The organism is Actinoplanes sp. CA-015351, assembly GCF_050955685.1.
Classification (GTDB): Bacteria; Actinomycetota; Actinomycetes; order Mycobacteriales; family Micromonosporaceae; genus Actinoplanes.
The window spans coordinates 7854360-7867663 of sequence record NZ_CP192102.1; the positions used below are offsets into that span (position 1 = coordinate 7854360).

A 13304-nucleotide genomic window follows, 5' to 3' on the forward strand; every position below is an offset into this window, starting at 1 on the left:
CTGCAGCCGATCGGGCACGGGCCGGTGACAACCGTTCCCCCCAGGTCCCGCCCTTGTCGGGCCGGTCCTAGGCGACCGCGAGGTCGCGAATCACCTCGGCTGCGGCCGCCTCCGCGTACGGGAAGACCACGTGCAGCGAAGTTCCGTCGCCGGGCCGGTCGGAGAGTGCCACGGTGGCGTGGTGCGCGTCGAGGATCCGCTTCGCCACGGCCAGCCCCCGGTCCGGGCCGGGTATGTCAGCCGGGTTGGCGATGGCGCCGTAGTACAGGTGCGGGAACAGGTCGGGCCGCAGTCCGTCCGGCAGATCCATGTCGTCAAGGCGTACCGTCGGGCCCGATTCCATCTCGGTGCCGACCCGCACGCGGCCGCCCTCCGGGGTGTATTTGACCGCGGCGAAGAGCAGGTGCGTCAGCACCTGTTCGAGCCGGACCGGGTCCGCGATGATCGGCAGCGACGGCCCGCCGGCCTGGTTGAGGATCCAGATGTGCTTGCTGGCGGCGATCGGCCGGACCGCCTCCACCGCCCGCTGCGTCACCCGGGTGAGGTCGCACTGCCGCATGTGCAGGCTGTCCCCGCCGAGACCGGCATCGGCCATCGAGGTGAGATGGTCGATGAGGTCACGGAACCCGCGTACGTGTGCCGACGTGGCACGGCCCACCAGCTCGGCCAGCTCCGCGTCGTGGAAGCCGGTGTCGCCGAGCCTGTCCAGGTACGACGACATGAGCCGCAGCGACGAGCGCAGCTCACCGCCGACCAGGCCGGCCAGGTCGTCCTTACGACGCTCCAGCTCCTGAAGCCGGGCCGTCGTGTTGGCCAGGGCGAACGCGTACCGGCGCAGCTCCAGCTGGGCGGTGACCTGGCGGGCCAGAGCTCGCATGGCCTGCTGCTGCTCGTTGTCGAGCCGCCGGGGCACGGTGTCGAGTACGCAGAGCGTCCCGAGCGCGAAGCCGTCGGTGGTCATCAGGGGAGCTCCGGCGTAGAACCGGACGCCGCCCTCGGCCGTCACCGACGGGTTGTCGGCGAACCGGGCGTCCTCGCGGGCGTCCGGCACGATCAGCAGATCTCGGCTGAGGATGGCATGGGCGCAGAACGACACGTCCCGCGCGGTCTCCGCCAGCGCGCTTCCGGCCGGTGCGGCGCCGGTGCTGGCCTTGGCCCACTGCCGGTCGGCGTCGACCAGGCTGACCATGGCTACCGGGGCCTCACAGACGCTGGCGGCCAGGGCGACGATGTCGTCGAAATCCTTTTCCGGTGGACTGTCGAGGATGTCGAGGGAGTAGAGCGCGGCCAGCCGCTCGATTTCGTTGTCGGGCAGTGGAGCTTTCATGAATCGTCACCTCCGGGACTTGCTCCAGAGATACCACCCAAAAGTAGCTATTTTCATGTTTTGCGCTACCTCTGGTGTGACGTAACACGTGCGACCGCGTAGATCTATTCGGCCGGTCGTATGCTTCGGCCTCGTGAGCACCGAGCACTTCGTCTGCGGCACGTGCGGCGCCGAACACGACGGCCCGCCGCTCAGCTTCGCCGCACCGGCCCCGGATTTCTGGCGTCCGGAGATGGCCGGCCAGGAAGGCTGCCTCCTCGACGCCGACCTCTGCGTCATCGCCGGCGAGCAGTTCTTCGTCCGCGGCCTGATCGAGCTGCCCGTCTGGGACACCGGTGACGTGTTCACGTACAGCATGTGGGTCTCCCTGAGCCGCCCCAACTTCACCCGGGCGGTCGACATCTGGGAGCAGGAGGGCCGCGAGACCGAGCCCCCGCACTTCGGCTGGCTGTCGAACGCCATAGCGGGTTACGACCCGACGACGCTGAACCTGAAGACGAACGTCCACACCAGGCCGGTGGGGCAGCCCCCGTACATCGAGCTGGAGCCGACCGGCCACCCCCTGGCGGTCGAGCAGCGCGCCGGCATCATGATGGCCCAGGTGGAGCAGATCGCCGCATTCCACCTGCACAGGACAGACGAGTTCGCCCCGTAACCCCGTACAAAAGAAGAAGCGCAAGCGAGCCGCCAAGAGCGACCGTCGCAACGCGGGGTGTCCGGGGGCTCGGCCCCCGGAGCAGAAATGACAAGAGCGGCACGGTTCGCGTTTTCCGCGAACACATGCCGCCCATCGCTCTTGTGGAGCTGTGGGGATTTGAACCCCAGACCCCCTCGATGCGAACGAGGTGCGCTACCAGACTGCGCCACAGCCCCTCCATCCCGCGGTGAACTCGTCACCGTGGAACGAAGAAAGACTAACAGGGACTCCAACGGCCTCGCGAACCGGCCCACCCTCACGCGGTGTGGTGCCGGCCGCCGGCCTCGTAGGCCCTGCCTCGCAGGCCGCCACCCTTGCGCCGATAGGAGACCGACCCCCCGTTGGCGACGGCCGGCAGGTCGGAGTCCTCGTGGTCCAGGCCCATCGCCTGTCTCCGGACCGCTTCGCGCTGGGCGGCCAGCTGGCGCTGGGCCTCACGCCGGGCCGCTGCCCGCCGGGCCTGCTCGCGGCGTACCTCGGCCTGGCGTGCGGCGAGCCAGGCGGCCTCGCGGGCCTGGACCTTGCGGCGGCGGCGGTCGGCGATGGCGCGGTTGCGCAGGTGCACGAGGTAGAGCCCGAGCAGGGCACCGGTCACGGCGAAGCTGATCCAGAAGCCGGGGCCGACCGCCAGAACGCCGACCAGCTCGATCGCGTTCAGAAGGACGAGCGCGGCGAAAACCCGGCGGCGGCGGACCACCGCCGGAGTTCCACGACGCTTGGGTACGCGACGCGCAGGCCTACGTCCAGTGACAAGGCGCAACCGGCGTTCCGGTGGCGTCCCGGAATCACCCGATGGGGCGGGTACCGTAACCGTCACCTGCCGGGCGGGGTTGATCGGTCGTTGTCCGGGCACGGTGCGATGACGGCGCTGGCGTTGTAACACCCGCGCCGTCGACGACGCCCGCTCCGCGGCGAGTCGCTCGGTAGCGTCGTACCGGCGCACCAGCGCCGGGGCGAGGGCGAGCAGCCCGGCCGCGGCGAGGACGGCGAGGAGCACCGATGTCGGCACCCTCACCCCTCCGTTCCGCCACGGAAAAAGACACGACGTTTGCGAGGTTACGGGCGGTAGCCGTGATATTTCGCGCGCCGCGCCGACAACAGTGACGCAGCCAAGATCATTTAGAGGCGCGTACGCGTTTCCAGCGCGATAACAGCCCGCCCTCGGCGACCACTTCTTCGCTGGTCATGGCGTATCCGAGATGATCGCGCCAGCCGCCGTCGATGTGCATGTATCGCTGGTGGTACGCCTCTTCGCGAAATCCGAGCTTCTCCACGACACGCCGGCTCGGAACGTTCTCCGGCCGAATGTTGACCTCTATCCGGTGCAATCCACCGGGTCCGAAAGCGTGATCCACGGCGAGCGCCAGCGCTGTCGGTATGACGCCCCGGCCGGCCACCCGATAGTCCACCCAGTAACCCGCGTACGCCGACGCGAACGCCCGGCGCACTATGTTGCCCAGGTTCACGTGGCCGACCAGCCGTTCCCGGCCTCCGTCGACAAGGCAGACGGCGAACGGCATGCTGTCGCCACGCCGGGCGGCCCGTTTCATGTCGCGGTACACGTACCCGAAGGCGCGGGACGAGTTCATCTCGGACCACGGCCCCGGCGGCGCCGACTCCCAGGGCGCCAGCCAGGCCTGATTGGCGATCCGCACCTCGGACCAGGACCGGGCGTCGCCGCGCTTGTACGGCCGCAGCAGAACGGGACCATCCGCCAGGACGGCTGGCCATCCAGGCGTGGCCCCGAGCATTCATCGCCTCCGGTCGAGCAGCAGAACGTCAACGGTCGATCCGGCGGCCGCCGTGGTGACCCGTTCCCCGAGGACGAGCAGACCGTTTGCCTCGGACAAACCGGAGAGAGTGTACGGCCCACCGGCGAGTGGCTGCACCGTGTAACCGCCGCCGCGTCGTTCCGCGACGTGCGCCGGCCGGAACTCGCGCAGCCCACCCGGCGACGAGACCGTCTCCAGCAGGTGTGCCTTGACGCTGTGCCGGAACACCGGCTCGGCACCGGCCAGCAGCTGGATCACCGGCCAGGCCAGCACCTCGAAGCCGATCAGGGCGGCGCCCGGCTCACCGGGCAGGCAGACCACCGGCACCTCTTCGCCGCCGACCGTACCGAAGCCGAGTGAGGTACCCGGTGAGAGCGCGACGTCGGTGAAATCGACAGTGCCCCGGCCGGTCCCCGGACGTGACAGGACCCGGCGCAACATGTCGCCGGGTCCGGTGCCGGTACCTCCGGTGGTGATGATCAGGTCGGCGCGCAGCGTCTGGTCCTCCAGGAGGCCGCGCAACCCTTCCGGGTCGTCGTCGCAGATGCCTATCCGGTACGCGAGAGCACCGGCCTCCACAGCGGCGGCGGTCAACGCATGCGAATTCGCGTCGACCACCTGCCCTGGCTGGCTCGGGCGGCCGACGTCGACGAGTTCGTCGCCGGTGGCCACCACGACCACCCGCGGACTCGGCCGGACCATGACGTGACCGATGCCGGAGGCGGCGAACGTGGCGACCATCGGCGGGGAGACGTACGTCCCAGCGCGGGCGAGCACCTGGCCGACCGAGATCTCCTCGCCGGCCCGGCGTACCCCGGAGCCCCGTTTCGGCGCGTGCAGGATCTCCACGGCGGCCATGCCCTGGTCGGTCCAGTGCACCGGGACGACGACGTCCGCCCCGATCGGCAGCGGCGCCCCGGCCGCCACCGAGAAGCACGTGCCGGGGGTGAGCCGCACCGGACGCCAGCTGGCGGCTCCCAGGTCACCGACCACGTTGAGGCGTACCGTGCGGCTCTTGTTGTCGAACTTCGGAAGCGACGACGGGTGCGACCCGATGCGCCCGGCGCTGGCCAGGTCTTCCCATCGGGCCGCGTAACCGTCGATCGCTGCCTGGTCGAACGCCGGGAACGGATGCGGCGCGATCACGTCGGCCGCAAGCACGTTCCCGTGCGCTTGAGTCAGGTCGAGGTCGAGCGGAGGCAGCGCCCGCAACCTGCGCAGCACGCTGCCCAGGTAATCGGCGAGAGGCATCAGCTCGTTGGCGGCCGCCTCGGCATCGGCCGTCGCGGTCATCCCTTCTGACCACCGACGAAGTCGGTCAGCCAGGCACGGAATTCTTCGCCCAGGTCGGGGCGCTGAACCGCGAGCTGAACGACAGCCTGGAGGTAACCGAGCGGCATGCCGGTGTCGTACCGGTGACCTCGGTAGATGATGCCGTGCACCGGAACGCCCTCGGCCAGCAGCGTCGCCATCGCGTCGGTCAGCTGAATCTCGCCACCGGCGCCCGGCTTGGTGTCCTTGATCGTCTCGAAGATCCGCCCGGGAAGGACGTAACGACCGAGCACCGCGAGGTTGCTCGGCGACTCTTCCGGCTTCGGCTTCTCGACAAGGCCGGTGATCCGCACGACGTCTTCTTTGTCGGACTTCTCCACCGAGGCGATGCCGTAGCGCGAGGTCTCCGAAGGGTCGACCTCCATCAGAGCCAGCACGATGCCGCCGGTCTCAGCCTGGAGATCGAGCATGTCCGGCAGCAGCGGCTTGGATTCCTCGACGAACTCGTCACCCAGAAGAACCGCGAACGCGTTCTCCGCACCCACGTGCGACGCCGCGGTGCCGACCGCGTGGCCGAGGCCGAGCGGCTCACCCTGGCGGACCGTATAGATGTCGGCCAGCTCGCTGGTGCGGCGCACCGCTTCGAGCCGAACCGTGTCGCCCTTGTCCGCGAGCCGCTGCTCCACGTCCGGACGGCGGTCGAAGTGGTCCACCATCGAGGTCTTGCCACGGCCGGTCACGAGCAGGACATCGGTGATGCCGGCGGCGGCCGCCTCCTCGACGATGTATTGCAGCACCGGACGGTCGACCACCGGCAGCAATTCCTTCGGAACGGCCTTGGTGGCCGGCAGGAATCGAGTGGCGAGACCTGCCGCCGGAATCACTGCCTTGACCGCGCGCCCCTGCGCGTTCGTCGTCATTGCGTCACCGCACCTTCGCTGGATCGTGCCCGGATATGCCGCGAGACTATCGGCCACGGGCTTGCCGCGGCGGCTGTGGCCCACCACTGGTGGCCGCAGCGGGATCGAAAGATCCCCGTTCGGCCAGTCGGTACGTATCTCTACCCGCGTTCTTCGCGGCGTAAAGCGCTTCGTCCGCGGCGTCCAGCACCTCCTGCGCGGTGTTGCCGTGTTCCGGGAAGACCGCGATGCCGATCGAGACGGTGATCGAGACTCGGTCGTCGAGGCCGGGGCGGCGCGGGTCGATCGGAACCGGCCACTCACGAACTGCCGCACCCAGCCGCTCGGCCACGATCACACCACCGTACGCGTCGGTCTCCGGCAGCAGCACGACGAATTCCTCCCCGCCCTGCCGGAATGCTACGTCGACCTCGCGGAGTCCGATCCGGATCCGCCGGGCGAACTCGCCGAGCACCAGGTCGCCGGCGGTGTGCCCGTACGTGTCGTTGACGTGCTTGAAGTGGTCCAGGTCGAGAACGAGCACGGTGAGCATCCGGCCGAACCGGCTTGCCCGCTCCACCTCGCGCCGCAGCACCTCGCGCAGGTACCGGTAGTTCCACAGGCCGGTGAGCGGATCGGTGAGCGACAGCCGCTGCGCCTCCTCGTGCACCCGCACGTTGTGCACTGCCACGCCGGCCTGCCCGGCGAACGTACGCAGGGTCATCAGATCGGTGTCCTCGAAGCCCGGGCCGCCGAGCCTGTCGTAGAGGGCGAGCACACCGAGCGTTCCCGGCTCCGGGCCGTCCTCCGGCTCCGGGTTCGGCGGCGCGCAGATCGGGACGGCGAGATACGACTCACACGCCGGTTCGTCGGGCGCGCCGCCTGTCGTCCCCCGCAGCGGAGCGCCGGTGGCCGCCACCGTGCCGAGCACACCCCGTCCGGAGATCAGCCGGCGCTGTGCCAGCTCGGCGGCGGTCACATCCCACTCGCCGGTCAGCCCGGCCCCACAGCGTGCCGCCAGCAGCCCATCCGGCTCGGCGAGCAGGAGCAGCCCGGCACGGGCGCCGGTCGCCGTCATCGCGGTCCGCAGGATCACCGGCAGGATCCGGTCGAGGTCGTGGGTGCTGGACAGGGTGTCGCCGAGGATCGCCAGATGCCGCCGGAGCTGGTCGCGGCTCGCGGTCAGCGCCTGCACGTAGGACTGCAGTTCCCTGGTCATCCGGTTGAACGTCGCGGCCAGCCGGCCCAGCTCGTCCGGTCGCGGGATCGGCACCCGGGTGTCCAGATCGCCGTTCGCCACCCGGTCGGCTGCCCAGGCGAGATCACCGAGCGGCCGGGTGGTGGACCGCGCCAGCCAGCGGGCGGCGAGGATCGCCACCAGAGCGGTCACCAGGACGATCATCAGCAGGATCGCGTACCGGAAGGTCGGATCGGAGGCCGGAACGGTCAGGCTCAGCGGCAGCGGGTTTCCCGGCTCGGCGCCCAGATTTCTGGTCGCGGCGCCGTCGCTGCCTCGCTGTCCGGTTCCGCTCAGCGCAACCGTCACGCCTCCGGCTTCGCCGAGGCGCGCGAGCAGGTCGTCATCCACCCGCTGGGCGGCCATCACTGTCACATCCGATGCGTACGCGACCGCTGCGAGCGCCGTGACCGCACCGCCCCGAGGCTCCGCGCAGTCCTGCCAGCCGGCCGGCCGCCCGCCCTTCTCCAGGACCTCTTCCCGACTGGATCCCCGCACCGCCTGCGTTTTCTGATCAGGACCGGTCACCCGGACGGCGGTTGCCAGACCTCGGACGATCAACTGGTCGGCCACCGCGGAACGCTCGGTAGCGGGCACCACCGCTACCGCATCGGCAACAGCCTGAAGTTGGCCACAGAACGCGCTCACCGCCGCACCGACGGTAACCGCGGCATGATCAAGTCGCTCGGCCGTCCGTTCGCGGCTCACCGCGCCGACGGTGAGGGCGACGAAGATTGACCCGAGTAGGACCGGACCGAGCACGACCACCAGAAACGCGCTGGTGAGCCGGCCACGTAGTGTCACACATCCTCCCGGAAGTGGCCCTCTTATCCAGCGATGCTGACATAGTGTGCGCCGTTTGCCGGTTTTCAAAAGGGGGTGTTGCATGTCGGATTTAGCCACTGACGCGGAAAAATCACCACAAAACAAGATCGCGCTGCGCACACGCCTACTCACAGCGCGTCGATCACTTTCGGTCCACGAGCTATCGCTCGCGGCAGCCAAAATCCAAGATCAAACCCTTGCCCTGGTACGCGAAACCGCACCGGCAACGATCGCCGCCTACGTGCCGGTCGGCTCGGAACCAGGCGGAGCCGAGCTTCCACGGCTGCTCGCCGAGGCCCTGCCACCCGGCGGCCGGCTGCTGCTTCCGGTCCTGATGTCCGACAATGATCTCGACTGGGCACTCTTCGACGGCGCCCTGACGGCCGCACCCCGCGGACTCCGCGAGCCGGACGGCCCACGGCTCGGCCCCGAAGCCGTACGCGAAGCGGACCTGCTCCTGATCCCGGCACTGGCGGTCGGCCCCGGCGGCGTACGAATGGGACGCGGTGGCGGTTCCTACGACCGGGTGCTGGCCCGGCTGGGCAGTCCCGGCCCGCTCACGGTGGCGTTGTTGCATGATGGCGAGATCGTCGACTCCGTGCCGGCCGAGCCCCACGATCGGGCGGTGCGCGGTGTGATCACGCCCACTGGCGGCCTGGTCACCTTCACCGTGACCACCCCTCAGGCAGGGGGCTGAGTGGACGAATTGACCTCCGATGCCGCAACATTGGCACTCGGAGTTGGCGAGTGCCAACAGCCGAACGATCCGGAGGGGCCGTGCCTACCTACCAGTACGCCTGCACCGAATGCGGTGAGCAGCTCGAAGCCGTGCAGTCCTTCTCCGACCCGGCGTTGACCGAGTGCCCGAACTGCCAGGGCAAGCTCCGCAAGGTGTTCAACTCCGTCGGCATCGTCTTCAAGGGCTCCGGGTTCTACCGCAACGACTCCCGCTCCGGAAACGTGAGCGCGGAGAAGCCGGGCTCGGAGAAGTCCGGTTCCGAGAAATCGGGCTCGGAGAAGACGGGCTCGGAGGAGTCCGGTTCCGAGAAGTCGAGCACGCCTGCGACGACCTCGTCGTCCTCGTCCGGGGACTCCTCGTCGTCGTCTTCATCGTCGTCGAGCGCTCCGGCGTCGTCGTCCTCCGGAGCGAAGACCAGCACGTCTTCCTGAGGACTTTCGCAGCTCAGAACGCGTCGGGCCGGATTCACGGCTCGGCGCGTTTCGTTGTTCACGCGTACCAAAGTCATGTGAATTTTCGCTGGTTGTCCACAGCCCGGAGTTGTCCACAGGGCTTGAGCGCCACGGCGCCGGCAGCGCCTACCGTCCCGATCGTCCGCCCGCACCGGCGCGATCAGGGAGGTTCCGATGGCCCGCAGACCCACGGCCCGGCACGAGCGTGCCGCGCGGCGAGAGGAACGCCTGGACCCGGTCCGATGGGGCCGCCCCCGGCGCGGCTCCCTGATTCGCATGACGCTGGCAGCGGTGTTGTTGCTCACATCGGCGGCGGTGCTCTGGCACCAGCCCACCGGAGACAACCCGGCCGCCCTCGATCCGAGCGCCCAGGCCCAGCGAGTCACCGACCCAGCCATCCCCGGCGGCGACACGGGCGCAGGCGACAACGCGAACGGGCCGGCTGGTGATGACACCGTCATCCCGGCTGGTGATGGCACCGCCATCCCGGCTGGCCTGGTCGGTGTGCCGGTGCGGCTGGCTGATCCGACCGCGCTGGCGCTGGTGCGGGCCGGTCAGCGGGTCGACCTGCTTCGGTCCGGGGATCCCAGCACGGCGGTGGCGAGCAACGCGCTCGTGCTCGAAGTCGCCGGCGAGAGCGATCCGGCCACCGGCGGCCTGCTGCTGGCACTCAGCCCTGACGAGGCGGAACGAGCCGTCGCAGCTGCCGATCAGGGTTTCGCGATCCTGATCAGGCCGGGATGACCGCGCTGCTCAGGTCGGGATGACCGCGCTGATCAGGCCGGGATGACCGCGCTGCTCAGGCCGGGATGACCGCGCTGCTCAGCCCCAGTGCGGTGGCCGGTCCTCGTAGAGACGATCGTCGTTGGAGTCGCCGCGCTCGCCCCAGCCTCGCTCCGTGTCGTCGCGGGTCTGCTCGGGCAGCACCGGCGCCTCCTCGGCCTCGAAGTCGACCACTCGCTCGGCATCGGCGTCCCGTTCGGGGCCATCCAGGATGTCCACACCTAGAAGCTTAAGCCGACGGCAACCCGGCCGTCCTCCCCCTCCGGCTGTACCGTCGGTGAACGTGACATCCCCCACCAGCGATCCGGACGACGCGTACTGGCAACGGCCCGACCCGTCCGCCGAATCACTCGGCCGCCCGGAACGGGACGAGCGACTCGCCACCGGCTTCAACGACCCGGGCGCCGGATATGCCGGCCCGCCCCGGACCGACCCGCCGGCCCCGAACTGGCGCCCGCCGACGATCGCCCACCCGCCGCCGCCCCGCAGCATGCCAGGCCAGGACATCGACGCCCTGGACGAGGCAGAGGGCTCAGCCCGCACGGTGACGTACGGCGTGGGCCTGGTAGCCGGCGCGGTGTCGGTGATCCTCGTCTGCCTGCTCTGCGCCAGAGTCTTCTTCTGACCACCGCCGCACCCACCACCACTCCCTTTCACAGATCTTGGCAAGTTCGGGTCGAAATGAGGCCCCGCTTGCCAAGATCTCGGGTGAGTGGCCGGTTAGTAGGTGCCCCAGACCGCGTTCGCCCCGGTGTCGCCTGTGTTGAAGATGTAGTAGCCGGTGAGCACGGCCAGCACCACGATCACCACGGCGAACGCGATGTCCGCGACCTTCGGCAGCGCTGCGCCCGCCCGTGACGTGAGCACCACCAGCACCAGGCTCACCACGCCCAGCGCGATCGACAGCCACATGGTGATGGTGCCGTAATTCATGTGGTCGTCGAGGATCACCTTGCCGGGACCGGACATCCCGTTGTCGAGGAGCCGGTTGTAGAGCTCGGTCCCGGACAGCTTCGACACGACCGCGGAGATCGGCGCGACGACCGCGAGGAGCGCGACGGCCCAGCCGATCTTGGCTCGCCAACGTGCGACAAGGGCGTAGACGATGCTGCCGAGCGCGAGCAGGGGTACGAAAATGACTGCGGCGTGGAGCACGAGGATATGTACCGGTAAACCGTTGACCTGGTCGAACACCATTCCTCCTCGATCCGGGCGTACGCAGGACCATAAATTACGTGACGACGCAAAGATCTTAGGGCGACAGCCGCCGATGTGACGACCGTCCCGATTGGTTAACCGCCGGTGTCGTGTTGTCATGTAGCGATGTCGAGCGGTGAGGAAATGCTGCGGTCACACGGTCTGCGGGTGACCCGGCCACGACTCGCCGTGCTCGACGTGCTGACCGCGTGAGCCGCCCTGCCTCACTCCGAGCGTCAGCCACGGCTTCACCCTGGACGAAGCCGAGGTCACGTTCTGTGGCCTGTGCCCAGCGTGCCAAGCCCGCCGCAACGCGGAGACCACTGCCTGACCACGAGCGGAACCCCGTCCGGCGTGGCACGCTGGACAGCATGGCGGGAGATGTCGGCCTGTTCGGACCGGATTCGGTCACCTGGAAACTGCACCGCGAGCCGATCCTGCTTCTCGGCGGGCTCCGTTCTCTCTATCTGCAAGCGCTGCACCCACGCGCCGTCGCCGCTATCGCTCAGAACTCCGGTTACCGCTCCGACCCGTGGGGTCGTCTGGTGCGCACCTCCAACTACGTCGGCACGGTCATCTACGGCAGCAACGACGAGGTGTCCGAGGCCTCCACCCGGCTGCGCCGGTTGCACGCACGGATGTCGGCGACCGACCCGCGTACCGGTGAGCGGTTCCGGATCGACGAGCCCGACCTGCTGCGCTGGGTGCACGTCGCCGAGGTCGATTCGTTCCTGAGCACGGCGGTGCTCGCCGGCGTACGCCTCACCGCCAAGGAGATCGACGGTTACTACACCGAGCAGCGGCGCTCCGCGGAGCTCGTCGGGCTCGACCCGGCCACGGTGCCCGGGACAGCCGCCGAGGTGGACGCCTATTACGCGGCAATGCAGCCGGAGCTCGGCCTGACTCGCGACGGCGCGGAGACGGCGCTGTTCCTCACCGTGCCGCCGGTTCCGTCGACGTGGGGCAGCCGGGCGTTCCGGCTCGGGCTCACTCTCGGGCCGCCCCGCTGGGCGTACCTCGGTGTCGCGAGCACGGCGATCGGCCTACTGCCGGGCTGGGCCCGGAAGTTGTACGGCGGAGTCGGCTGGCCCGGCACCGATCTGGCCGCCCGCCTCTCCGTTCGCGGCCTGCGCGCCGTGCTGTCCGGCGTCCTCGCCACCCTGCCCGAGCAGCACCGCGTCGCCCCGGCGAGACGAGCAGCGTTGGAAAGAGCCAGAAGCTGACGAGGGAAAGAACCAGAAGCTGACGAGTCAGGAGCTGAGATGCTCCACCGCGGTCCACGGCTCCTTGCCCGCCACCCCGGCACCCGCGGGACACGCCTTCCGGAAGTCGCACCAGCTGCACAACGACCCCGGGTTCGTCGGGAACGTCGCGTCCGGGTCAGCGCCGGCGGCCACCGCTTTCTCTGCCGCCACGATGTCCATCGCGGTCTCCTCGGCCCGGCGCACCTGCCGGGCCAGCGACTCCTCGGTGTGCTCGTGCGCCGCCACCGTGCCGGTCGGCAGGTGGTGCAGCTCCACCCGGCGGCACGGCCGGCGGAAGACACGCTCCGCGGCGTACGCGTAAAGGGCCAGTGCCTGCGACCCCCGAGCATCGTCGGCGTCCAGCCCCGAGCGGCCGGTCTTGTAGTCGACGATCACCGCCTCGGGACCGTCCGGGCCGGCGCGGCCGTCGATGCGGTCAGCCCGGCCGTTCAACGCCAGGATCGACGTTTTCGCGGCGACCGTCCGCTCGACGCCCAGCGGCTCGTCAGCCGGATCGAGCGTCGCCACGTAACTCTCGAGCCAGTCCAGAGCACGCTGGTAGGTGGCTCGCTCCTGCTCGACGTCGCGGTATCCCTCGCGTACCCAAGTGGTCTTCAAAAGGGTGGGAAGCGCGCCTGGCGCGCGCCGCTCGGCAGGAAGGCCGTACCAATTCTTCAGGGCTGTGTGGACGCTCGCGCCGAGTGAGTTGTGTGCCCAGGGCGCCCCTTTCGGCGGCGACGGGCGATCTATGTAAGTGAATCGGTATCGGCGGGGGCAGTCCGCATAAGCCCCGAGCTTGCTCGGCGTGCAGACGAAGAGCTTCTCGGGCATGCCGGCAAAACCGAGCTGCTCAGGAACGA

The 13304-nt window shown here is 69.3% G+C and carries 15 protein-coding genes, 1 tRNA gene and 1 pseudogene; 6 read left to right on the plus strand and 11 right to left on the minus strand.

Features of this window, described 5'->3' with window-relative positions:
- Positions 1-67: 67 nt before the first annotated feature.
- A complete protein-coding gene (locus ACQP2E_RS35645; RefSeq protein ID WP_433827359.1) occupies positions 68-1327 on the minus strand; it encodes a GAF domain-containing sensor histidine kinase in 1260 nt (419 codons plus the stop codon).
- Between the two features lie 133 nt (positions 1328-1460).
- On the opposite strand from ACQP2E_RS35645, the gene ACQP2E_RS35650 reads away from it, so the two are divergent.
- Positions 1461-1982 (plus strand): DUF2199 domain-containing protein, encoded by a 522-nt coding sequence (locus tag ACQP2E_RS35650; protein WP_433827360.1) that lies wholly within the window; start codon positions 1461-1463, stop codon positions 1980-1982.
- 144 nt (positions 1983-2126) lie between these two features.
- On the opposite strand, the gene ACQP2E_RS35655 is transcribed toward ACQP2E_RS35650, so the two are convergent.
- The 6 genes from ACQP2E_RS35655 to ACQP2E_RS35680 form a co-directional block, all read right to left on the minus strand.
- Positions 2127-2200 (minus strand) — tRNA-Ala (locus ACQP2E_RS35655).
- Positions 2201-2280: 80 nt separating this feature from the next.
- Positions 2281-3039 (minus strand): divisome protein SepX/GlpR, encoded by a 759-nt coding sequence (sepX, locus tag ACQP2E_RS35660; RefSeq protein WP_433827361.1) that lies wholly within the window; start codon positions 3037-3039, stop codon positions 2281-2283.
- Between the two features lie 100 nt (positions 3040-3139).
- Complete coding sequence (locus ACQP2E_RS35665) at positions 3140-3775, minus strand: GNAT family N-acetyltransferase (RefSeq protein ID WP_433827362.1); 636 nt, start codon at positions 3773-3775, stop codon at positions 3140-3142.
- Positions 3776-5089: a molybdopterin molybdotransferase MoeA gene (locus tag ACQP2E_RS35670; protein WP_433827363.1), complete on the minus strand. Its 1314-nt coding sequence runs from the start codon at positions 5087-5089 to the stop codon at positions 3776-3778.
- Positions 5086-5988: a UTP--glucose-1-phosphate uridylyltransferase gene (locus tag ACQP2E_RS35675; protein ID WP_433827364.1), complete on the minus strand. Its 903-nt coding sequence runs from the start codon at positions 5986-5988 to the stop codon at positions 5086-5088. Before ACQP2E_RS35675 ends, ACQP2E_RS35670 begins: the two co-directional genes overlap by 4 nt.
- Before the next feature lie 46 nt (positions 5989-6034).
- The gene (locus ACQP2E_RS35680; protein ID WP_433827365.1) at positions 6035-8008 is read right to left on the minus strand and encodes a diguanylate cyclase; all 1974 of its coding nucleotides are present in this window, start codon (positions 8006-8008) and stop codon (positions 6035-6037) included.
- Between the two features lie 82 nt (positions 8009-8090).
- On the opposite strand from ACQP2E_RS35680, the gene ACQP2E_RS35685 reads away from it, so the two are divergent.
- Entirely contained in the window at positions 8091-8726 is a 636-nt protein-coding gene (locus ACQP2E_RS35685; protein WP_433827366.1) for a 5-formyltetrahydrofolate cyclo-ligase, read from the plus strand.
- 235 nt (positions 8727-8961) lie between these two features.
- Here ACQP2E_RS35685 and ACQP2E_RS35690 read toward each other — a convergent pair whose 3' ends face one another.
- A complete protein-coding gene (locus ACQP2E_RS35690; RefSeq protein ID WP_433834288.1) occupies positions 8962-9261 on the minus strand; it encodes a hypothetical protein in 300 nt (99 codons plus the stop codon).
- 133 nt (positions 9262-9394) lie between these two features.
- Between ACQP2E_RS35690 and ACQP2E_RS35695 the strand changes: the two genes are divergently transcribed.
- The gene (locus ACQP2E_RS35695; protein ID WP_433827367.1) at positions 9395-9964 is read left to right on the plus strand and encodes a hypothetical protein; all 570 of its coding nucleotides are present in this window, start codon (positions 9395-9397) and stop codon (positions 9962-9964) included.
- A gap of 78 nt (positions 9965-10042) precedes the next feature.
- On the opposite strand, the gene ACQP2E_RS35700 is transcribed toward ACQP2E_RS35695, so the two are convergent.
- A complete protein-coding gene (locus ACQP2E_RS35700) occupies positions 10043-10222 on the minus strand; it encodes a hypothetical protein (RefSeq protein ID WP_433827368.1) in 180 nt (59 codons plus the stop codon).
- Between the two features lie 64 nt (positions 10223-10286).
- On the opposite strand from ACQP2E_RS35700, the gene ACQP2E_RS35705 reads away from it, so the two are divergent.
- Positions 10287-10628, plus strand: a complete 342-nt coding sequence (locus ACQP2E_RS35705) for a translation initiation factor 2 (RefSeq protein ID WP_433827369.1) — start codon at positions 10287-10289, stop codon at positions 10626-10628.
- A 95-nt stretch (positions 10629-10723) separates the two neighbouring features.
- Here the strand turns inward: ACQP2E_RS35705 and ACQP2E_RS35710 are convergent, their stop codons facing one another.
- A complete protein-coding gene (locus ACQP2E_RS35710) occupies positions 10724-11200 on the minus strand; it encodes a DUF2231 domain-containing protein (RefSeq protein ID WP_433827370.1) in 477 nt (158 codons plus the stop codon).
- Positions 11201-11326: 126 nt separating this feature from the next.
- Here ACQP2E_RS35710 and ACQP2E_RS35715 point away from each other — a divergent pair.
- A pseudogene (locus ACQP2E_RS35715) lies at positions 11327-11531 on the plus strand (hypothetical protein).
- 40 nt (positions 11532-11571) lie between these two features.
- Entirely contained in the window at positions 11572-12423 is an 852-nt protein-coding gene (locus tag ACQP2E_RS35720) for an oxygenase MpaB family protein (RefSeq protein ID WP_433827371.1), read from the plus strand.
- Between the two features lie 27 nt (positions 12424-12450).
- Here ACQP2E_RS35720 and ACQP2E_RS35725 read toward each other — a convergent pair whose 3' ends face one another.
- Positions 12451-13275 (minus strand): RecB family exonuclease, encoded by an 825-nt coding sequence (locus tag ACQP2E_RS35725; RefSeq protein WP_433834198.1) that lies wholly within the window; start codon positions 13273-13275, stop codon positions 12451-12453.
- Positions 13276-13304 lie beyond the last annotated feature (29 nt).

Excerpts from the sequence above, each read along its gene's own strand:
- ACQP2E_RS35645 (WP_433827359.1), bottom strand. The coding sequence starts at position 1,327 with ATGAAAGCTCCACTGCCCGACAACGAAATCGAGCGGCTGGCCGCGCTC.
- ACQP2E_RS35695 (WP_433827367.1), top strand. The coding sequence starts at position 9,395 with ATGGCCCGCAGACCCACGGCCCGGCACGAGCGTGCCGCGCGGCGAGAG.
- ACQP2E_RS35710 (WP_433827370.1), bottom strand. The coding sequence starts at position 11,200 with ATGGTGTTCGACCAGGTCAACGGTTTACCGGTACATATCCTCGTGCTC.
- ACQP2E_RS35685 (WP_433827366.1), top strand. The coding sequence starts at position 8,091 with ATGTCGGATTTAGCCACTGACGCGGAAAAATCACCACAAAACAAGATC.
- ACQP2E_RS35665 (WP_433827362.1), bottom strand. The coding sequence starts at position 3,775 with ATGCTCGGGGCCACGCCTGGATGGCCAGCCGTCCTGGCGGATGGTCCC.
- ACQP2E_RS35675 (WP_433827364.1), bottom strand. The coding sequence starts at position 5,988 with ATGACGACGAACGCGCAGGGGCGCGCGGTCAAGGCAGTGATTCCGGCG.
- ACQP2E_RS35725 (WP_433834198.1), bottom strand. The coding sequence starts at position 13,275 with ATGCCCGAGAAGCTCTTCGTCTGCACGCCGAGCAAGCTCGGGGCTTAT.
- ACQP2E_RS35670 (WP_433827363.1), bottom strand. The coding sequence starts at position 5,089 with ATGACCGCGACGGCCGATGCCGAGGCGGCCGCCAACGAGCTGATGCCT.
- ACQP2E_RS35720 (WP_433827371.1), top strand. The coding sequence starts at position 11,572 with ATGGCGGGAGATGTCGGCCTGTTCGGACCGGATTCGGTCACCTGGAAA.